Origin of the sequence: Rhizobium sp. M1 (genome assembly GCF_002531805.1) — a bacterium.
Lineage (GTDB): Bacteria > Pseudomonadota > Alphaproteobacteria > Rhizobiales > Rhizobiaceae > Rhizobium > Rhizobium etli_C.
Window position 1 is genome coordinate 1 of the sequence record NZ_NWSW01000054.1, and the last position, 18,614, is coordinate 18,614.

The 18,614-nt window shown below is 58.1% G+C and carries 18 protein-coding genes and 4 pseudogenes; 6 read left to right on the forward strand and 16 right to left on the reverse strand.

The genetic code is table 11. The features are described from left to right. Positions 1 to 37 precede the first annotated feature (37 nt). The 3 genes and pseudogenes from CO655_RS30795 to CO655_RS33680 all read right to left on the reverse strand — a co-directional run. Positions 38 to 385, reverse strand: a pseudogene (locus CO655_RS30795) (transposase); the annotation flags it as partial. A 68-nt stretch (positions 386 to 453) separates the two neighbouring features. After that, complete coding sequence (tnpB, locus tag CO655_RS33675; RefSeq protein WP_141514385.1) at positions 454 to 807, reverse strand: IS66 family insertion sequence element accessory protein TnpB; 354 nt, start codon at positions 805 to 807, stop codon at positions 454 to 456. Then, entirely contained in the window at positions 804 to 1,190 is a 387-nt protein-coding gene (locus CO655_RS33680) for a transposase (RefSeq protein ID WP_141514386.1), read from the reverse strand. Before CO655_RS33680 ends, tnpB begins: the two co-directional genes overlap by 4 nt. 84 nt (positions 1,191 to 1,274) lie before the next feature. Between CO655_RS33680 and CO655_RS30805 the strand changes: the two are divergent. The 3 genes and pseudogenes from CO655_RS30805 to nodD1 all read left to right on the forward strand — a co-directional run. Continuing rightward, positions 1,275 to 1,537 (forward strand): annotated as a pseudogene (locus CO655_RS30805) (ATP-binding protein); the annotation flags it as partial. Positions 1,538 to 2,079: 542 nt separating this feature from the next. Next, entirely contained in the window at positions 2,080 to 2,412 is a 333-nt protein-coding gene (gene nolE, locus CO655_RS30810) for a nodulation protein NolE (RefSeq protein ID WP_010022281.1), read from the forward strand. A gap of 166 nt (positions 2,413 to 2,578) precedes the next feature. Beyond that, positions 2,579 to 3,517 (forward strand): transcriptional regulator NodD1, encoded by a 939-nt coding sequence (nodD1, locus tag CO655_RS30815; RefSeq protein WP_176539341.1) that lies wholly within the window; start codon positions 2,579 to 2,581, stop codon positions 3,515 to 3,517. A 353-nt stretch (positions 3,518 to 3,870) separates the two neighbouring features. On the opposite strand, the gene CO655_RS30820 is transcribed toward nodD1, so the two are convergent. From CO655_RS30820 to nodB, 8 genes and pseudogenes are all read right to left on the reverse strand, one after another. Next, complete coding sequence (locus CO655_RS30820; protein WP_010020624.1) at positions 3,871 to 4,287, reverse strand: cupin domain-containing protein; 417 nt, start codon at positions 4,285 to 4,287, stop codon at positions 3,871 to 3,873. A gap of 206 nt (positions 4,288 to 4,493) precedes the next feature. Next, complete coding sequence (locus CO655_RS30825) at positions 4,494 to 5,282, reverse strand: ABC transporter permease (protein ID WP_011053461.1); 789 nt, start codon at positions 5,280 to 5,282, stop codon at positions 4,494 to 4,496. Between the two features lie 3 nt (positions 5,283 to 5,285). Further along, positions 5,286 to 6,236: a nodulation factor ABC transporter ATP-binding protein NodI gene (gene nodI / locus CO655_RS30830; protein ID WP_097667783.1), complete on the reverse strand. Its 951-nt coding sequence runs from the start codon at positions 6,234 to 6,236 to the stop codon at positions 5,286 to 5,288. 63 nt (positions 6,237 to 6,299) lie between these two features. Then, positions 6,300 to 6,587, reverse strand: a pseudogene (locus CO655_RS34570) (carbamoyltransferase C-terminal domain-containing protein); the annotation flags it as partial. Between the two features lie 129 nt (positions 6,588 to 6,716). Beyond that, positions 6,717 to 6,920: pseudogene (locus CO655_RS30835) on the reverse strand (carbamoyltransferase N-terminal domain-containing protein); the annotation flags it as partial. A 35-nt stretch (positions 6,921 to 6,955) separates the two neighbouring features. Beyond that, a complete protein-coding gene (nodS, locus tag CO655_RS30840; RefSeq protein WP_097667785.1) occupies positions 6,956 to 7,573 on the reverse strand; it encodes a nodulation methyltransferase NodS in 618 nt (205 codons plus the stop codon). Positions 7,574 to 7,588: 15 nt separating this feature from the next. Further along, positions 7,589 to 8,920, reverse strand: coding sequence for a chitooligosaccharide synthase NodC (gene nodC, locus CO655_RS30845; protein ID WP_097667786.1), 1,332 nt, complete (start codon positions 8,918 to 8,920; stop codon positions 7,589 to 7,591). Positions 8,921 to 8,927: 7 nt separating this feature from the next. Then, on the reverse strand, positions 8,928 to 9,587 hold the full coding sequence (gene nodB, locus CO655_RS30850) for a chitooligosaccharide deacetylase NodB (RefSeq protein ID WP_011053465.1): 660 nt from the start codon (positions 9,585 to 9,587) through the stop codon (positions 8,928 to 8,930). A 1,657-nt stretch (positions 9,588 to 11,244) separates the two neighbouring features. On the opposite strand from nodB, the gene CO655_RS30860 reads away from it, so the two are divergent. From CO655_RS30860 to CO655_RS30870, 3 genes are all read left to right on the forward strand, one after another. Beyond that, entirely contained in the window at positions 11,245 to 12,231 is a 987-nt protein-coding gene (locus CO655_RS30860) for a nodulation protein NodZ (protein ID WP_097667788.1), read from the forward strand. Between the two features lie 157 nt (positions 12,232 to 12,388). After that, the gene (locus CO655_RS30865) at positions 12,389 to 12,706 is read left to right on the forward strand and encodes a hypothetical protein (protein WP_097667789.1); all 318 of its coding nucleotides are present in this window, start codon (positions 12,389 to 12,391) and stop codon (positions 12,704 to 12,706) included. A gap of 214 nt (positions 12,707 to 12,920) precedes the next feature. Next, positions 12,921 to 13,124: a hypothetical protein gene (locus CO655_RS30870; protein ID WP_054185961.1), complete on the forward strand. Its 204-nt coding sequence runs from the start codon at positions 12,921 to 12,923 to the stop codon at positions 13,122 to 13,124. 260 nt (positions 13,125 to 13,384) lie between these two features. On the opposite strand, the gene CO655_RS30875 is transcribed toward CO655_RS30870, so the two are convergent. The 5 genes from CO655_RS30875 to ccoG are packed head-to-tail and all read right to left on the reverse strand — an operon-like array spanning position 13,385 to position 18,557. Further along, positions 13,385 to 14,050, reverse strand: coding sequence for a Crp/Fnr family transcriptional regulator (locus CO655_RS30875; protein WP_004674428.1), 666 nt, complete (start codon positions 14,048 to 14,050; stop codon positions 13,385 to 13,387). Positions 14,051 to 14,081: 31 nt separating this feature from the next. Beyond that, positions 14,082 to 14,240 (reverse strand): cbb3-type cytochrome oxidase assembly protein CcoS, encoded by a 159-nt coding sequence (gene ccoS, locus CO655_RS30880; protein WP_097667790.1) that lies wholly within the window; start codon positions 14,238 to 14,240, stop codon positions 14,082 to 14,084. Next, entirely contained in the window at positions 14,237 to 16,504 is a 2,268-nt protein-coding gene (locus CO655_RS30885; RefSeq protein ID WP_097667791.1) for a cation-translocating P-type ATPase, read from the reverse strand. The genes ccoS and CO655_RS30885 overlap by 4 nt, the downstream gene beginning before the upstream one ends. Continuing rightward, positions 16,501 to 16,986, reverse strand: coding sequence for a FixH family protein (locus CO655_RS30890; RefSeq protein WP_097667792.1), 486 nt, complete (start codon positions 16,984 to 16,986; stop codon positions 16,501 to 16,503). Before CO655_RS30890 ends, CO655_RS30885 begins: the two co-directional genes overlap by 4 nt. After that, the gene (gene ccoG / locus CO655_RS30895) at positions 16,983 to 18,557 is read right to left on the reverse strand and encodes a cytochrome c oxidase accessory protein CcoG (RefSeq protein WP_097667793.1); all 1,575 of its coding nucleotides are present in this window, start codon (positions 18,555 to 18,557) and stop codon (positions 16,983 to 16,985) included. Before ccoG ends, CO655_RS30890 begins: the two co-directional genes overlap by 4 nt. Positions 18,558 to 18,614: the final 57 nt, after the last annotated feature.

Here is an 18,614-nt window from a genome sequence, read left to right on the forward strand (position 1 = left end):
TTCGGAATCAGGGGGCGGATTGCCTCGGAATTTGCACGCAGATCAGGCTTTCCGGCTCGATGATCTCTTCTATGCGTGGAAGATGGGCGGGAAGAGAGCCGCGATTGGCGGCGCGTGATCTCGCCTGCTGCTTACCCGAGGGGCCATCAGCCTCGTCTTCAGCATGGACGGCCGCTATGGCTGTCTCAAGGTCCTCCAATGCAAGATCGAACTGCTCGGGATCGGCCTTCTCGGATTTGCGGCCGAAGGCAGCCTGCTTGAAAGCGGCGACCAGCTTCTCCAGCCGCTCGATCCGCTCATCCTTGCGAACTTCACGCGCTTGCGCCGCGATCAGCATCGCCTTCAAGGCTGCAATATCCTCGGGAAGATCGACGGCGTCCAACATGGTCGAAGTTTATCAAATTCCGCCTCGCTTCACTGCCGGAATTTGTCACCCGAGTCATCGTGACGCACCTATTCGATTGCCATCGGCGCTCTTGCCTCCACGGCACGAACCCGACGCCAGTCGAGCCCCGCAAACAGCGCCTCGAACTGGGCATAGCCCAAGGTCATCAAGCCGTCCCGAATATCCGGCCAGGTGAACGTGTGCTCCTCCAGGCGCTTGTAGGCCATCACCAGCCCGCTGCCATCCCAGTAGATCAGCTTCAGCCGATCCGCTTTGCGTGAGCGGAATACGAATACCGTTCCGGTGAACGGGTCCTTGTGCAGTTCGTTTTTGACAAGTGCCGCCAAGCCGTCATGGCCTTTGCGGAAGTCGACAGGCTTGGTCGCCACCATGATCCGGACGCGGTTCGACGGAAAGATCATGCAGGAACCGCAAATGCGCGAGCGACAGCCGCGATCCGGGCGGCAGACGCGCCTTCTTCGAGACGGATAGTGACAGAACCGACGATGATCTCGGGACGACTGGCTTTTTTGATCGGCGGCTCCAAAGCAGGCGGATGTACAATCACCGCTGCGAATTCCACCGCATCCTCTGGTGCAGGCAGAACCAACTTGCCCTGCCGCGCCATCGTTCGCCAAGTGGAAAGGTGGTTCGGCTTCAACCCATATCGCTCCGCGACCTCATTCACCCTCGCGCCAGGCCGCAAGCTCTCCGAAACGATCCGCGCCTTGACCTCGTCCGGCCATTGCCGGTGAACCTCACGTCCAGACTTCCTAGTCGTGAGAACCTCCAATGTACTCTCCATGGAGAAACTCCCATTGCTCTTCAATGGAAACCCGATCACAGATCAAGGCAGGAAGAACAACGTGCGGGTGGAACACCGGTTACACTCCAGATCGAATCCGCCGTCGCAAAGCTCGACAAGTTCGATCTGCTTATCCTCGACGACCGGTCTACGTCACTAGGACCAGGCCGAAACCCGCGTGCTCTTCGAACTCATCTCCGCAAGATATGAGCGGCGCTCCATCATCATCACCGCCAATCAGCCCTTTGGAGAATGGAACCGCGTCTTTCCGGACCCGGCCATGACGCTTGCCGCGGTGGACCGACTTGTTCATCACGCTACAATCATTCGAAATGAACGTCGAAAGCTAATGGCGACGTTCTGCGATGGAAGCCAAACGTGGTCGACCCAGCCGGCTTGCGGCCATTACCTCTATCTCATTGCAAAACGATGACACTGAAACGTCGGGAATCCGGTCTTCTCCATACAAGGCAGCCGATCGAACAAAATGTCGTAGCCTGACGGGAGACGCAGGGGTGTCCCTCCCGCATGCGGCGCCCTTTGCTATCCCGGATGAAGGGGATGGCGGCAACGACATGCGCAAGCCCACTGAGGATAGAAGGACTGGGTGAAAAGGCGCCCCTGAAAACAGTGGGTTTGGCGACACTTGTTGGTTCGGGCAGGCAAGACGTCGTCTACATGCATCAAATGGATGACTCGCATTTAAACAATAGATTTCACCAATTTTCGCGGATGCTCCATAGACGGCCGTCTCCACTCCACCGGGTATGATCCGTTGAAAGGCTCTCAACCAATCCAACAACGCCTGTAGCCCCGAAGCACTGGCGGCGGGAATGGCATCAATCCTACCTGGTATTGCCTGGCCTTAGCCGAAGAAAGGAAACGTCTCATGAAGGTTATTGGTTACTACGTCATCGTTGCAGCGTTGCTCGCATTGACATTGCGGGCCGGGCCGTCACTTGCAGCAGATGATCGTAACCAAGATTGCGGCCCGGCGGCAAGTGACCCCCGCGCAAACCTGAATGGTGCTGACAAAGCCCATTCAGCGGAGCACACTCAAGACTTCAATTGCCAAGATACTCCTGCCGAAGAAGGTGAGTGCTACGAGTGCGTCTTACCCCCCGAAGTACATATTGAAGGCGCCGAAGTGATCGACGTCGCAGACCGAAACCTTTATCCGCGGAAAACACTGCTACTCGCCAGAATGATCAGGCACCACTGAATCGTGTCGGTTGAAGGTAGCAGTAAGACCATCAAAGCCACGGCGGCTGGAACATCGATACTTTCTCAATTTTAGGCGACCCTTTGCTTGCTGATCTCTCGTGGCGCCGCACTGCGAGACCAAGCCTTTTCACCTTTTATCTCGCCACCTCGCTATGGATGAAGACATGCGGTTCAAGGGCCTTGATCTGAATCTCCTCGTCGCACTCGACGCCTTGATGACCGAGCGTAATCTCACGGCGGCAGCGCGCAGCATCAACTTGAGCCAACCGGCCATGAGCGCGGCCGTCGGCAGGTTACGCACCTATTTCAATGACGACCTTTTTACCATGGTCGGTCGCGAACTCGTTCCAACCCCGCGTGCGGAGCGGCTCGCGCCTTCGGTCCGCGAGGCTCTGCTTCACATCCAGGTTTCGATCATATCCTGGGATCCGTTTTGCCCTGCTCAATCGGATCGCTGCTTCAGAGTCATTCTTTCCGATTACGCCGCACTCGTTTTTTTTGAAAAGGTCGTGACGCGTGTCGCCCGAGAAGCGCCCGCCGTCAGCTTCGAGTTGCTGCCGATCGCCGATAACTACGATGATTACTTGCGGCGCGGTGACGCCGATTTTCTCATCTTTCCGGAATTGCTCATGTCGCGCGCACATCCTAAGGTGGCGTTATTCGAGGAGACCCTCGTGTGCGTGGGCTGCCGCTCGAACAAGCTACTCTCGGAGCAACTTACACTCGAGAGGTATATGTCGATGGGACACGTTGTGGTGAAGTTTGGGAACGCTGCTTCCATCGAGGAATGGTGTTTGCTTGGGCACGGGCTTAAGAGACATGTCGAAGTAGTCGTGCAGGGCTTCAGCATGGTTCCGTTCATGCTTTCAGGGACCGAGCGCGTAGCGACAATGCCCTTACGCCTGGTCAAGCAGCTCGAAAAGGCAATACCCCTGCGAATCGCTGACCTTCCGCTACCTTTGCCCGCGTTCACACAGGCCCTCCAATGGCCCGCGCTTCACAATAGTGATCAGGCAAGCCTCTGGATGCGGGACGTGCTATGTCAGGAAGCATCCCGCATGCCTTCGCCCCATGAGGTAATGAGACGTCTCAGGATTTCCTAGCATTCTTTCGTGGTTTTGTCGTTCGGCGTGATTCATGGCGTCGGAATGAGGAGCCTCTTTGAAACGCCGCCGCTACAGTCTCACGGATGATCGATGATCCTGTCGCCGCTGGCCCAACAGCCGCGCTGACTGACGACCAAGTATGGAGGAACTGGACAGATGCTCTCCTACGCCCGCCGTTCAACCGACCAATGAAACAACCTCCTCTACAGTTGGTCGACGACGCAAGTCGAAGGTTCACGCAGCTCCAATCGACATTAGCAAGGAGCGGCAAACCAACCCCTAATATGGGACGGGGTTCACCACATCCGAGCCGTGGCGCCGGAATGCCCTCCGGTAATACCTCAACGTCTTTATTTTTGCGGCAGAACATTCTCACTGCCCTTTTCCACCTGATCGATCACGAGCAGCTTTACCGGCTCGGTGCCGTTGTTCGCCCCTTTATGCCATATGCCCCAGGACTCGACGATAAAATCCCCTGCGGTGAAAATGCTTTCTTTCCCAGATTCTGTATTGGTGACCGTGATCTCCCCCGAAAGCACATAGCCATAGCGCTGATAGCGATGCTGATGAATTGGTAACGTCGCACCGGGCGCAATCTCATAAATCGAAGCGATGACCTCGACATCCTTCCGTGGAACGATGATGGGCTGACCGGCAATCGTACGATCGGTCCTTAAGATAAGCGTAGCCGCGACCGCTTTGTTTTCGAACGCGTTCGCGGGACACGCCAGAGCAAAGAGCGCCGTAGCGATTGAGATGACCTTCATTTGCTTTTCTCCTGATACACGCCGGATCTTCCTGAAGGGTGTTTGCTTCCGAGTTCGGCCAGTTGCAGAGCGAAAAACCTGCATCGTCTCGCCGGCGCCGACATGGGTTCGTTTGTTCCCGGACTATGATGATTATCTTCAGAGCTCTGCGGGTCTTTTCAAGAAACTGCATCGCAATACCCCTCCTGGCGTGGTGGCGAGTGGCGTCAAGACATCAGGCGCCGACGCAACAGCGCTGCCGACAGGAAGAACGGCAAAAGCGCGTAGATGCAAAGCGCGCCTATATGCAGGCCCATGCTGCTCGCGGGGCGCCCAAGCATTGCCGGGCGTATGAGGTCGATCGCATGCGCTAGAGGCAAGAACTGCGCTACCTGCTGAAAGGTCTGGGGCAGTTGCGTGATTGGAAACACCGCGCCGCACAAGAACAGCATTGGTGTGAGGACGAGCGTCTGGTAAAAAATGAAATACTCGTAACTGGGCGCAAGCGCCGTGACTACCATCGCAAGGCTCGCGAATGCAAATCCAGTGAGCATGATAATTGGCAGCACATAGACGACTGATGGCCACGTCGCATAGCCTAGCACGGTGGCGACGATTATGATTCCCGTACCGGCAAGAAATGCCTTGCTCGCTGCCCATGCCAACTCACCCAGGATGATGTCCCCAAGTGTCATTTGTGTGTAGAGCATGGCTTCCCAGGTGCGTTGGGCGTGCATTCGCGTAAAGGCCGCGTAAATCGTCTCGAACGTCGCAGACGTCATCGCGCTTGTCGCCACCATGCCGCCCGCCAAGAATGCAACGTAGGTTGTGCCGTCAACGCGACCCACAATAATTCCGAGGCCAAGGCCGAGGCCAAACAGGTAGATCATAGGATCGGCCAGACTTCCAACAATTGACGCAAGTGCTACTTTCTTCCATGCCAGATAGTTGCGTCGCCATATCGCAATCCAGTTAAAAGCGTTGGCGGGCAGAGCCGCAGCACAACCTTCATCCATCGTTCACTTCTCCATCTCGCGCCCGGTCAACCGCAAAAATACATCCTCAAGATTCGGCGGACGCTGCAGAATGCGCAAGCCCGCGCGCTCCCGTAACCGCACACGCACCTGCTCCGGGTCGGACACATAGCAAAAAAGGGTCTCGCCGCTAATTTCGATGCGATCGGCATATGGCCCGACCAGCGATTCCAACTCATGCGGATCGCCGCCGTAGATCTCAATGACTTCGCACCCGATCAGTTCATCGATCAGGTCATGCGGACGCCCTTCGGCAATGCTGCGACCTCTTTCGAGTACGCAGAGTCGATCGCATAACCGTTCGGCTTCTTCCATGAAATGGGTGGTCAAGATGATCGTTTTGCCGCGCGTAAGCAGGGAACGCAGGCGCTCCCAGATCAGGTGGCGCGCGTGCGGGTCGAGACCGGTGGTCGGCTCGTCCATGACAAGTAGCTGCGGGTCATTGATCAACGCACGCGCTAGCGTCAGGCGCCGCTTCATGCCGCCTGAAAGTTCAGACACACGCGCATTCACCTTACTCTCTAGGCGTGCAAACTCAAGGAGCGACGGCATGACCGCCTCGACTTTGCGTGTATTCATGCCGAAGTAGCGGCTGTAGACCAGCAGATTCTCGCGCACAGTGAATTCAGGCTCAAGGTTGTCGAATTGCGGCACCACGCCGATACCCTTTCGCGCCAAGCGAGCCTGGGCAGGCACCGGCACGCCGAGCACGGTAATCTTCCCCGCATCAGGGGCTGTCATGCCAAGGATCATGCGTGCGATCGTGCTCTTGCCCGCGCCGTTCGGTCCAAGCAGCCCGAAGCATTCCCCCGGGGAAACGCGGAACGATAGCGTGTTGACCACGGCCTTGTCGCCATATGTCTTGCTTACGTCGGAAAAATCTATTGCGGACATGAACATCCGCTCATCTGACCGTCGGGCGCCGTTGACCGGCATTTCTTCGGTTGGTTGGGTTCTTCCTGGTCCATCGCACCGTATGTGTTCATTGCGTCTCCATTAAAGGGCTGCAGCAGAATCCGGGAAAACGCCTCGTCCGTGGTAATTGGCACTCGTGTTGCAGAGCAGCCGAATGTCCCTGAGCTTGTTACATTCGAAGAGTAGCTCGGCGCCTTCACGGAGAGAGTGCCTGGGATGGTCTGAAATCGTGCAGATTCATCGAGATGGACAACAGCCGGAATTCTGTCCTGGCATCTCATCCGGGTCTGATGGTTAAACAACATTTCGCAATCCGGAGTTCGAGGGCTGACTATATAAGGCGCACGGGTCCTCCAGGCAGATCGGCGCCACGAGGCGGAGCCACGGGCTGCGGTGGCCGCGCGGCACCTATCACGAGGATAGTTCTTGCAGGGAAATGCCCTGTCATTGGAACGAGACCGGAGCCCTCGACGGATTCGAGAGAACTTTCAGCATTGCACCCCAGCCGTCGATGATGATTTGATCAATAACGCGTGGATCCGGACCGTGTTGCGCCAAAGCGGCGCCAATCGCGTCGAGATTGTCGACAGTTTCATATCGCGGGTTGCTGCCCCGCTTCTCCTGCTCGACGCAGAAGGCGAGCCACCCATCCTCGACAAGCGCGTCCGCTCCGTCATGGGTCAATTTGATACCACAGATGCGCATAGTGTCTCCATGTCTGAACGTCGAGGGTTGAGCCGTTAGGAGGCAGAAATCGGATTTCGGAAACAGGCGAGCAAGCAATCTTCGTTGACCGACTCACCCCGACACTCAAGCCGCTCTACCTCGAGCAAAGTTTCGTTCAGCATGCCGAGGATCGTCTCAGCACCAGCAACGTGGCCCCAGCGACGGCAGTTGGCGTCGCGCGCCGATCCGAAAACTAGATATCCATCCGGCGCAAGCATCCGCACTAAATTCCGAACAGCCCCTCTCATCTCGGCTATTCCTCCGATGTAGTAGAGCACTTCCGCCACAACGATCAGATCAAACCTCTCGTCAGGTGAAAACTGTTGAACATCAGAGACTATCCAGCTGATGTGCGGAGAATCCCTTATGCGTCGACGCGATCTTTCTATAGCCTGAGGCACAACATCGATCACGGTGAGCCGTTTGCAGTGGGGGGCTAGCTGCACCGTAAATGCGCCGGCAGCGCATCCCACTTCGAGCGCACTTGAGATGGATCCCTGGGCAAGCGCCAAGCGGAGCATTTGCGTGTGACGCTCACGCTCGAATGGATTGGCGTCGAGTCCCCATGGATCGGGTGCAGCCAGTTCCCGATTCAGCAATTGATAATTGTCGCTCTGTGTCAACTCGTTCACCTCGGTAAATAGATCTTACTCGTCGCTGCACATGCAGTCAGACGTCGTTCGCCTGGCAGGATCGCGGGCGGGCTTGAGCCTTCGAGGCGCTGTCGCATGTCCAGAACATTCTGTAGTGCGTGCATCAGTCGTCGGATGTTGATTCGAGTTGCCAGCAGAGCTGCGCGACAGCCAGTCGCTATTGCTCAGCGTGCACAGCGCGTAGGCTTTCAAGGGCAGTAGCAGAAAAATATTGATGAATGTATGCAGAGAGAACCCGAGGAACCGTAGTTGGCGGGCCCGAAGCGCTACAACGCTGCAGCGGATCATCGTCATGGCCACAATCATCAGGGCTGCCAACCAAGGCGCGGTGCCCGTCAATGCAAGCTGTGCGAGTCCCGTCAGCACTGATAGTGCCAGAAGCAGCGGTCCGAGGTTCTGTCCGACGACGTCGAGCGTAAGGAAGCGATTGAGGTTGGGCAGCAGGCGCAGCCCAAGCAACGTGTCCCGGAACGTGCTCCGCGCCCAGCGTAGTTGTTGGCGCAGATACGGTCCTAGCTTGTTCGGAACGACTGTCGCTGCGATGGCGCTCGGCACGTACTCTGTTCGAAAGCCTGCCTTCAGCATGAGAATGGTGAGATGCCGATCCTCACCGAAATCGCTTGGCTTTCCCCGAAAATACTGTGACTCGTACTGGTCAAGCAGCGAAGCGAGCGCAGAGCGACGGTACATAACACATGGACCGCAGCAGCACATAACGGCACCGAAGCGAGCTTGTGCCGCACGCTCCTCGTTGCAAGCCAGCCAGTACTCCATGTCGATCAAACGGGTCAGGCAACTGTCGTTTCGGTTGCGGGCCGTCAACTGTCCCATGGCCGCGCCGACAGCCGCATCTTGCATTTTAGACACGAGCTTCCTGATGACGTCAGATGCGAGGATCGTGTCGGAGTCGACGTTTAACACCATATCTCCAGCAGAGCGGCGTATCGCAGCGATCTGTGCCTTCCGTTTACCGACATTCTGGGGAAGCAGGAGAATATTGAATCTGGGGTCTCGTGCGAAGGCCTCGTGCACAAGTCGCAAAGCCTCGCGATTTTCGGAACCGTCATCAACTAGGTAAACCTGCAGCCTTCCCCCGTATTCCTGACCCGCAATAGAAGCCAGGCACTCCGAAAGCGTGCGGGGATCCTCGTTGAAGCTTGGCACGATGACATCTACGCTGGGCAGCTCGTCAAAGCCGCCCAAGCCGTGGGACGCCAATGAAACATCGGTCGGCAGAGAATAAACGGCCTGCATGCTTTTATATGCAGTCGAGAGAAGTGCATAAAGCGAGACGGCGACAGTGCTGGTTGTGTCAAGCATATCCATCGGATCTTCAAAACTCCCGAGGAAGCGAGCGAAATACAAAGCCGCGATCATGCAAAGCTGGAATTATGCTAGATAACGCCATGATAGTCTGGTGGCGCAGACTGTGGTCAGCTCCTTGCTGCATTTCACTGGAGGGACAACCGTCGTGCAAGAGCACGATTGACCCCGGCCGGACAGACTGCAGCACATCATTAACAATGGCGTCGGCCCCGGGAAGAGACCAGTCTCGCGGATCTACCGACCAGTGCACGGCAGTGAGTTCCGCATTCGCCGAAGCCTTGAGCACTTCTTCGGTCCAGATGCCGTAAGGAGCTCGGATGTGCCGCACCACCGCCTGAGGCGACGCCATTTTTATGGCTCTGTTTGTCTCGAGTATCTGACGTTGCACCTCGTCGGGTTCGCAGTCAGACAGGTCTGGATGCGTCATTGTGTGGTTGGCGACTTCATGCCCCTCTGCAATCATTCGCTGGATCAATTTCGATTGATCGGCCAGGAACTCGCCGATGACGAAGAATGTTGCCGGCACCCGGTGTTCAGCCAGAATATCGAGAATCTCCGGTGTACAAAATGGATGCGGACCGTCGTCGAACGTCAAATAAACGCTGTGACGACCAGTGCCGTCATCGCGCTCACCGTGCACTTCGCACGAGCAATCGAGGTGCGTCATTGCTCTCGTCCTTTCCGGTAAATTATCCTGGTGGCCATTCGGAGACCGGCCGCCCAAAGGTAGGATGATGACGCCGCGCGTGGACGCAGGTCGAAACGCGCGCGTGGCAGCGTGTAGCGTACGCCGTTTCCCAAAATAGCGGTCACCAGACCGCCTCGTCTGAATCTGTCAATACCGCGGCTCGTTGCGGACTGTACCGAGTGCGAATGTAAATTCGAGCGATAGATGATTCCTCGACATGGTCGGAGTTGCGATTCCTTTTCCGCAACGGTTCCCAACGCACGTTAAATCGCATGCAAAGGCCTCATAATCTTTGCCGATTTGCCAAAACGTCCAATCTTGCGATCAAAGTGACGATTGGTCATGAACCCCGACCTGTCGACGATTGCAAGGTGATGCAATGGGCTGATCGAACGCTTATGCTAGCATTACATTCCAAACCCACACATTTGACCCCTCTACACCACTGGCGCGCCATCGACGACTTGATTTCCGTCAAGATGCTCGTCTAATGGATCATGCCATTCAATTCGTAAAATCGATTGTTTGGATGATACCCATCCACGCCATAGATAAAATTCGAGCTCCACAGTTCCTGCTAACGGACCGAGCCTGTTGTCGTGGCTGACGCCGGATTTCCGTCGTCGCTCCCTTGACGAACTTATCATGGCTCGGCATTGGCGGCTTTCTAACCTACTCTGGGTAAAGCTCCGGAGCAGATTGAAACCTTCCGGAAGCCTGAAAGCGCCGGATAGAATTGATCGGCTATGGCTGTCAAACGACTCGAGGAACTAGTCCCACTTGCCGAATTGAAGAACGGACCCCATCGGTTTGCGTTTCGTTAGATCCGAGCGCTGGCCCCAATCTTCCGCAGATGGTCGGAGCGTCGCTTTTGGCTAAGCCGATAACTGTCGCCCGGATGGTGACCACCGTCGAGAGGTGAAAGCAGGCGGTCCAATAATGCTGTGACGACCACGCGACTATTTGAGGTGATCAGGATCGAGCCGTTGTCGTAGCGCGGGACACATTTGGAAAACAAACGGGCGCGATGGGCCTCCAAGTGGAGGCAACCGAGCTCGTCTGAATCAACAACCTGGGCCGCGGCACGATCATCGACTGCTTGTCCAGCGAGCCGCAGTTGTGAGACTCGCCAGCATCGCCGCCACGGTGGCAGCTGTGACGCAATGGTGGCCACACTTATCCATCAAGCGGATGGAGATTATCCAAACAATCGATTTTACGGATTCTCCAGGATGCTCCAGAAGACGCATGAAATAGAGATCAGGTAGCGGGAAAGGACGGAATTGGCTAGATCGGCGCCACCCTCGATGAATCGGCGAAGCGCGCCAACATGAGCCGTACCGCAACGTAAGCTCCGGCCTCTCGCTCCGAGCCAAGTGCGATGCCGATGGGTTGGATCGGGTGCGAGATAAACGACTGAACGATGACGGAGGGATATGCTGACGCTTCAATGCCCGGACTGAAAAGGCGTATGGCGCCGCAACTTCCAGTCTGGCGTAAAACGGTAAATCTGTGCGACGAAGGGTCATGCATAAAATTGGCGAGAATCACGAGCGCTGATGCAGGTCCGGGAATTGATATGCAAAATTTCAGCAGAATTTAAGCCGATGCGCTTTTCCAGAACAAGGCAACGAACATGCTCGCTGGCGACCTGAAGAGGGATCGGTATGTTGTTTCTCGACGGCGGACTGGTTTCGGTGATTGTCTCTGGTCGCTGGCGGCAGCTTGGCGCTATGCACAGCGAACGGGGCGGACGCTGGCCATCGATTGGCGTGGCTCCTGCTATCTCAATCAACCCTTCACGAACGCTTTTACGGTGTTCTTCGAGCCGATTCAAGATATTGCTGGCGTACGGGTTATTTGCGATGACCAGATCAACCAGTTCTCATTTCCGGGACCGTTCTTCCCATCATGGTGGAACAAGCCCTCAATCGAGAGCGTTTACCGCCCCGATGAGCAAATTTTCCGGGAACGTGACGAACTGACCGAGCTTCTTCAAGCCCAGGACGATACTGATGCCAACACGGTAGTCTGTGATGCCTGTTTAATGTGGCGGTGCGACCAAGCTGCCGAACGCCAGATATTTCAGAGCCTCAACCTTAGACCTGAAATTCAGGCTCGTATTCACGCCATCTATCAGGAGCACTTCAAGGGGCGCAGTATCATCGGTGTGCACGTACGGCATGGCAATGGCGAAGATATAATGGACCACACGCCCTACTGGGCCGATCCGGAGTTGGCCTTACGCCAGGTGTGCACTGCCATCGAGAAGGCCAAAGCGCTACCGCATCGACGCCCTGTGATGGTTTTCTTGTGTACGGACAGCGCGCAGGTACGGGACCATTTACTCGATGTGTTTCCCGATCTAATCACTATCCCGAAATGCTTCCAGGCGGCCCAGGCCGGGCCATTACACAGTGCATCGCTGGGAGTGGAAGGTGGTATCTCTGCTCTTACAGAGATGTACCTTCTCGCCCGATGCGATACGGTAATTCGCTTTCCGCCGACCAGCGCCTTTACGCGCTATGCCCGTCTCTTCGTGCCACGTGTTATTGAGTTCGACTTGAAAAATCCGACTCGCTTGATCTTGACTGATGAATCGTCCGAGCATGAGCCGGCTTGATGGACCGGCACTCCGCTGAACAAATTCTCGGCGCCCTCGCAGGATTGAGGAGAGGTGTTCACTGGATCGCGATGTGGGCGCAGCACTCGACGAGACAAGGCCGGGGCGCATCTTCTCCTAGCGTCTCGCGCGTCCAAAGGCTTGCCGAATCATTGTTGTGAAGGGTAGCTATTGGGCGCCTTCGGTGAATGGAAACGGCACCGCGCGCTCGACCCGCATCATTGGCATAGCAAGCTCGCACTTTGGCGATTCCGATGGGACGAGGACGTTCGCGCGCCACAGCCTCGTCGGCGCCTTAGCCGACGCCCTGCCTGATGCGAGGGCGTTCGTCGGGCTTGGTCGACAGATCGCCATCAAGCTGATGTTCGTGCTCTATGCGGTCGTGGGCGTGGCCGGAGCCGTTCTTTATTCCCGCATCCCGACACGTCTGGCAAACCGCGCGACCACAGAAGCCGCCGCCGCGCTAGGTCCTTAGCGCGCATCGTCCTTGCAACTCGCAACTCACTCAGCCTCGACGCATTCGCAGGCGTGATAACGCCGGCTGCGAAAGACAGAAGATGCACTGTTGTAGTCTCCGGCTCCCGCCGCTGCTTGCATGACGGCTTGCGCCAGTCGTTGACAAAACTCAATTGGCCAGCCATCATTCCCGTTGCCCGGCCATTTGTAATGATTAAGTCTGAGGTGGTGCCATGCCTCGCATGATCAGGTTCATGCTCACGCGGTTGGCGACGGGGTTCGCAATTGGATCCGCCGTGGGCTTCTTCGTTTGGCAAAATGGATTTGCCGCGGCAGGCACGCTTGAGAATTATCTCGCGCAGGGCCTGTTCATCTACCTCTTCGCAAGCACCATCAGCATGGGTTATCTCGCGACGGCCCTGCTCCTCGAAGAATAGCGCCAGACGCTCTCCGTCGCATGTTGGTGCTCGTTGCGCCCGTTCGTCTGCACTTCCCTATAAGCCCGCCAGTCCGACGGTATCCGCATGTGTCGTCAGCGCCACCGTTGATGCGGACAAGGCCTGAAGCAAGCGATGAAGACAGTCGAGATGACAAAACAATCCGTCCTGGTGCATTTTTGCGCCTGGCCATAACGGAGCAAGCGATCGCCATATTGACGGTTGTCGAATTCCGGCGCGGTTTTCGCCCTGCCCCGAGGTCAGCACGCCTTCCGCAGCAGATCGACGCTGTCGACCACGACGACCCTGCCTCTGACTTCGACCCCTGCAGGACCGAGGGCAGCGAAAGCCCGCGAAAGGGCTTCGGGCGCAACCCCGAGTTTGCCGGCCAGAATTCTCTTCCGGTAAGGCAGGCGAAAGGTGGCCTGCGATGCTGAGGCCGGGCAGCGGCTGACGAGGTAATTCGCAACACGCTGTGCAGCCGTGTGCAGCCGGTCTCCCGCTATGCAATCCATGGCACCGAGCAGATGCCGGGCCATGATGCGCATGACGTTGCGACGCATGACGGGGTCCCGGTCGGCAAGCGCCCGCAACTCCACAAGGTCGAACAACGCGACCTCTGCGCCGTCGGCGGACCATGCGCTGTAGGTGTAGGAGCCGCCTCCCGACAGGAGATATTCACCGAACGTCTCGCCCGGTTCGCAGATGCAGATATCTGCCTGGCGCCCCGCGGATTCCGACTTCGAAAGTCGCACGAAGCCGCGCATCACGCAATAGACGAACGACGCCTGCTGGCCCTCGGCGATGATCCGCTCGTCCGGTGCGAAGATCTGGAACTGAGCCGTGTCGGCCAGTTCTTCTATCCTTGCTTTGTCCAGGCCGTGAAACAGGTCAGATCGCAAAAGTATGGGATGTCTCGATAGCATCGATCTTCCTTTCGTTTCGGCCGTGAGCGGTTCAAGGTCTTTTGCGATCGGTTTCGTCCTCGACGAGGATTCGCCAAGCTGCTCCTTCAAGGTCGTCGTACTGGCGGCTCGTCAGCGACCAGAGGAACGCCAGGAGACCCATTCCCCCCATCAGCATTGCGATCGGCATCAGATAGATCAGCATGTTCATGTGGTTTCAACTTCCGCACGTCCGCCGGCAAGCGGCTCGCTCCATAGGCCGAAGGCATTTAATCGCAGCGCATTCGTCACGACGATGATCGACGAGGTCGACATGGCCACCGCCGCTATCAGCGGCGTTGCCACGCCGGCGATTGCGATCGGTACCGCAAGCACGTTGTAACCGATGGCGAGAGCAAAGTTCTGGCGAATGAGGCTGGCGGATCTTCGTGCAACGGCGATTGCCTCAGGAACGGCATCGAGACGATCGTTGAAGAAGATAAGGTCGGCGGCTTGCCTGCCGACGTCGGATGCGGTTGCGGGCGCCATCGAGACCTGCGCGGCGGCCAGCGCCGGTGCGTCGTTGATCCCGTCGCCGACCATGAGCACGCGATAGCCCTCGGCGCCCAGCCTCTGGAGTTCCTCGACCTTCTGTTTCGGCCCCAGGTCGCCCAGAGCTTTGCCGATACCGAGAGCCCGCGCTGTGTTGTCGACGACGGCCTGCCTGTCGCCGGATACTATCAGCGTTTCGATACCGGCTGCAGCGAGCTGGCGGAAAGCCTCCGCGGCGCCCGGACGAAGCGTGTCGTCAAACAGGAAACGGGCGAGATCGACGCCGTTTTTCGACAGGACCACCTCCGAAAACGGAGTATCGCCCGCGGGCGTGAGCCCGCAGGCAAAGGCCCGGTTGCCGAGCCGATAGAAGTCCGCTCCTTTCCAGGCTTCCAGCCCCCCGCCGGCGATTTCCGTGACCCTGTCGAAGGCGAAGGGGTAAGAGATGTCTATGTCCCGCACCAGACCCTGGGAAAGCGGATGCCGTGAATGCGCGGCTAACCCGCGAGCGATGGCGGCACTGCCCTCTTCGATCGTCTCGATCCCGACGAGGCGCGGCATGCCCATCGTCAGGGTGCCGGTCTTGTCGAAGGCGACGCTATCCGCCTCGGCCAGCCGTTCCAGCGCCGAACCGTCCTTCACCACGATGCCCCTGCGGAAAAGTTCGCCGGCGGCGACCACCTGGACCACCGGTACAGCAAGGCCCAATGCGCAGGGGCATGTGATGATCAGCACCGCGACCGCGACCAGCATGGCCTGTTTCCAATCGCCCCCAAGCAAGCCCCAGGCGAGAAAGGAGGCCAGCGCCAACAGGTGCACGGCGGGAGAATAAAGTGCTGCGGCGCGATCGGCGACCCGGCGATAACGAGCCCTGCCGCCCTCGGCCGCTTCCATCAGGCCGATGATCTCGGAAAGAAGCGAATCCCTTGCCACTTTGGTCGCCCGCAGGACGAGCGAACCGGTCAGGTTCGTCGCACCCGAATTCAGCGCGCTGCCTGCGGCGACGGCGACCGTGCTGCTTTCACCGGTGACGATGGAGAGGTCAACATCGCTCTCGCCGCTGACGATCATGCCATCGACGGGAATGCGTTGGCCAGCTGCAATCGCGATGTTATCCCCGACGGCGATCTCTTCGACCGGGATGTAGTGCCGCGACCCGTCCGGCATCATCAGCTGCGCCCCGCGCGGCGCCAGTCTGGCAAGCCCGTTGATCGCGGCGCGGGCTTTTTCCCGCATCACATGATCGAGGGTTCTGCCGATCAGCAGGAAGAACAGCAGAGACACCGACGCGTCGAACCAGGCATGTTCGCCATGGTGCATGGTTTCCCATAGGGAGACCGCATAGGACAGCGTCACTGCAAGCGAGATCGGAACATCCATGTTGGTGCGCCTACGCTTGAGCCCGCTCCAGGCCGATTTGAAGAAGAAGCGTCCACCATAAACCAGCGCCGGCGCCGCGATCATCGCCGAGATCCAGTGAAACATGTCGCGCGTGGCCGCATCCGCGCCCGACCATACCGACACCGAGAGCATCATGATGTTGGCGGTCGCAAAGCCGGAAACTCCAATCGCCAGCAGTAGCTGGTTCCGGATCCTGTCGGTTTCGGGTGCTGTCGACGTGATGAGATGAGCGCGGTATCCGGCCAAGGTGATCGCGGCGAGGATTTCGGAGGGATCGGTCGCCTTCGCCTCGATCTCTTCCTGATAGACGCAGGTGACACGCCTGGCGGTGAGATTGACCCGGGCTTTCCTGACGAACGCAAGCGCCGACAGCGCTTTTTCGAGGGTCAATATGCAGCCGCCACAGTGGACGTCGGGCACGCTGAGGTCGACCTGGCGTAACCCAGCCCCGAGCGGGTGGCTTGCAAGGCATACCTCCTCGGCGCTGGCGGATGTCGCGCTGAGGCCGAGAACGCTTTCCGCATCCACCGAGCAGCAGGTCATTGGCGGAACTCCGCGGGGTCGAAGCGTTTGGCCTCATGCATGACGACCGCCCCGTTCATTCTCGATATGGCCTCGACGATCCAGTCGCCGGCGACAACCTGGTGATCGGCTTCGAACCGCCCTTCGCCCGTCTTCCGGAGCGTCACGCGGAAATCCTCATGATCGCCGACGGGCCGTTTGAAGTTCAGCGTGACATCATCGATGATCGCAGGCGTGCCGGCCTTGTCGTGGATGTCGTAACGGATTTGGCTGCCCTTAACGACGAGCGCGCCCTCGACGCCGGAGGCGGCTATTGCCTTCATCGCTGCCGCCCTGGTGTTGAATTCCTGGCTGGCCACATAGGTGTTTTCCACGACGATGCCACTCCAGCTGGACGCAGCATAGAAGGCCATGGTGGCGTTTACGGCGATCACTACGGCGAAGAATGCCGAGGTGGCAAGCAGCACGTGCAAGCCGGTAAAGCCCTGAGTAGAAGTCTTCATTTCACGTCTCCCGGCGCGTTGAACGCCGCGCGATAGCTCGCCCGGTCGGCTTGACCTGCGTCTTGACCTATATCTTCGATGACGAAGAGGAATCCGTTGATCTCTGCCCCGTCTGGGGCGCGCGTGACGAAGACCTTGAGCGTCGTGGCCGCGTCGGGTTCGACGTGAGCGGTGAAGCTGCGGGCATCCTGCCTGCCGAACTCGGGAATGCGCATTGTGCCCCCCTCCAGCCCGACGAGGGTGATGGTCACGTCCCGCGGCTTCGGCACCATGTTGAGGACACGCAGCGTGTAGCCGTTTCGGATGGAGCCGTCGCTTTCCAGAACATATTGAGGGTTCCGGTCGTGGATAACGTTGAGCCTGAGCCGATCGCGGAAGGTGAGATGGACGACCATGGCGATGCCGATCGATGCCCAGACGACACCGTAGAAGACGATTCTTCGGCGGAAGATGATGCGCCAGTCGAAATTCCGGACAGCTGGCATGAAGCTTCCGTCGTCGTTTCGGACATTGGAGGGCTGGATGGCTGTCCGTCCTCCGTCAGTAGCAAGCGACATGTTGCTCGAATATTCCTTGAGCGTCGCATAGGCGATCAGGCCGTGTGGCTTTCCGAGCTTGTCCATGACGCCGCCACAGGCGTCGATGCAGAGGGCGCATGTGATGCATTCCATCTGCTGGCCGTCGCGGATGTCGATCCCCATCGGGCAGACGGCGACGCAGGCATTGCAGTCCACGCAATCGCCCACCGGCAGACCCTGAGCCTTCTTGCCATGGCGCGACCGCTGCTCGCCCCGCCAGTCGTTATAGGTGACGACGAGCGAATTTTCGTCGAGCATGGCGCCCTGGATACGCGGCCACGGACACATATAGGTGCACACCTGCTCGCGCATCAGGCCGCCAAGCACATAGGTCGTCGCGGTCAGGGTGGTGATCGTGGCATACGCAGCGGCAGCAGCGCTGCTGTCAAACAGTGAAGCCACCAGGCTCGGCGCGTCGGCAAAATAGAAGATCCATGCTCCGCCCGTGGCGACGGCGATCAGCAGCCAGATCGCGTGCTTGATCACCCGCTTCCTGAGCTTGTCGAAAGTGAAGGGGTCGGCATCGAGCTTCATCCGAGCGTTTCGGTCGCCTTCGACAGCGCGTTCGACGACGAGAAAGAGATCGACCCAGACGGTCTGCGGACAGGCATAGCCACACCAGGCGCGGCCGACAGCGGCGGTGAGGAGAAAGAGGCCGAAGCCCGCCATGACGAGCAGGCCCGCCACATAGTAGAATTCCTGCGGCCAGATCTCGATGAAGAAAAAGAAGAAGCGCCGCGAGGCGAGGTCGACGAGGATTGCCTGATTGGGCGCATAGGGACCGCGGTCCCAGCGAATCCACGGCGCGAGGTAATAGGTGCCAAGCGTGAGCAGCATCAAGACCCATTTGAACCGGCGAAAGGGCCCTTCGGCTCGTTTCGGAAAGATCTTCTTGCGCGGCGCATAGAGAGGCTGGCGGTTGCGCCGGGCGTTGACCGGTTCGACGCGAACGTGGTCAATGTCATTTAGATTAGGGCGGGTATAGAGATTCATAGGACCTGTCCGATTTTCACCACTCTTTTCCCAGCCGTGGCGCATCCGTTCCTTGAT

Excerpts from the sequence above, each read along its gene's own strand:
- tnpB (WP_141514385.1), bottom strand. The coding sequence starts at position 807 with ATGATCTTTCCGTCGAACCGCGTCCGGATCATGGTGGCGACCAAGCCT.
- CO655_RS33680 (WP_141514386.1), bottom strand. The coding sequence starts at position 1,190 with ATGGAGAGTACATTGGAGGTTCTCACGACTAGGAAGTCTGGACGTGAG.
- nolE (WP_010022281.1), top strand. The coding sequence starts at position 2,080 with ATGAAGGTTATTGGTTACTACGTCATCGTTGCAGCGTTGCTCGCATTG.
- nodD1 (WP_176539341.1), top strand. The coding sequence starts at position 2,579 with ATGCGGTTCAAGGGCCTTGATCTGAATCTCCTCGTCGCACTCGACGCC.
- CO655_RS30820 (WP_010020624.1), bottom strand. The coding sequence starts at position 4,287 with ATGAAGGTCATCTCAATCGCTACGGCGCTCTTTGCTCTGGCGTGTCCC.
- CO655_RS30825 (WP_011053461.1), bottom strand. The coding sequence starts at position 5,282 with ATGGATGAAGGTTGTGCTGCGGCTCTGCCCGCCAACGCTTTTAACTGG.
- nodI (WP_097667783.1), bottom strand. The coding sequence starts at position 6,236 with ATGCCGGTCAACGGCGCCCGACGGTCAGATGAGCGGATGTTCATGTCC.
- nodC (WP_097667786.1), bottom strand. The coding sequence starts at position 8,920 with ATGGATATGCTTGACACAACCAGCACTGTCGCCGTCTCGCTTTATGCA.
- nodB (WP_011053465.1), bottom strand. The coding sequence starts at position 9,587 with ATGACGCACCTCGATTGCTCGTGCGAAGTGCACGGTGAGCGCGATGAC.
- CO655_RS30860 (WP_097667788.1), top strand. The coding sequence starts at position 11,245 with ATGCTCGCTGGCGACCTGAAGAGGGATCGGTATGTTGTTTCTCGACGG.
- CO655_RS30870 (WP_054185961.1), top strand. The coding sequence starts at position 12,921 with ATGCCTCGCATGATCAGGTTCATGCTCACGCGGTTGGCGACGGGGTTC.
- CO655_RS30875 (WP_004674428.1), bottom strand. The coding sequence starts at position 14,050 with ATGCTATCGAGACATCCCATACTTTTGCGATCTGACCTGTTTCACGGC.
- ccoS (WP_097667790.1), bottom strand. The coding sequence starts at position 14,240 with ATGAACATGCTGATCTATCTGATGCCGATCGCAATGCTGATGGGGGGA.
- CO655_RS30885 (WP_097667791.1), bottom strand. The coding sequence starts at position 16,504 with ATGACCTGCTGCTCGGTGGATGCGGAAAGCGTTCTCGGCCTCAGCGCG.
- CO655_RS30890 (WP_097667792.1), bottom strand. The coding sequence starts at position 16,986 with ATGAAGACTTCTACTCAGGGCTTTACCGGCTTGCACGTGCTGCTTGCC.
- ccoG (WP_097667793.1), bottom strand. The coding sequence starts at position 18,557 with ATGAATCTCTATACCCGCCCTAATCTAAATGACATTGACCACGTTCGC.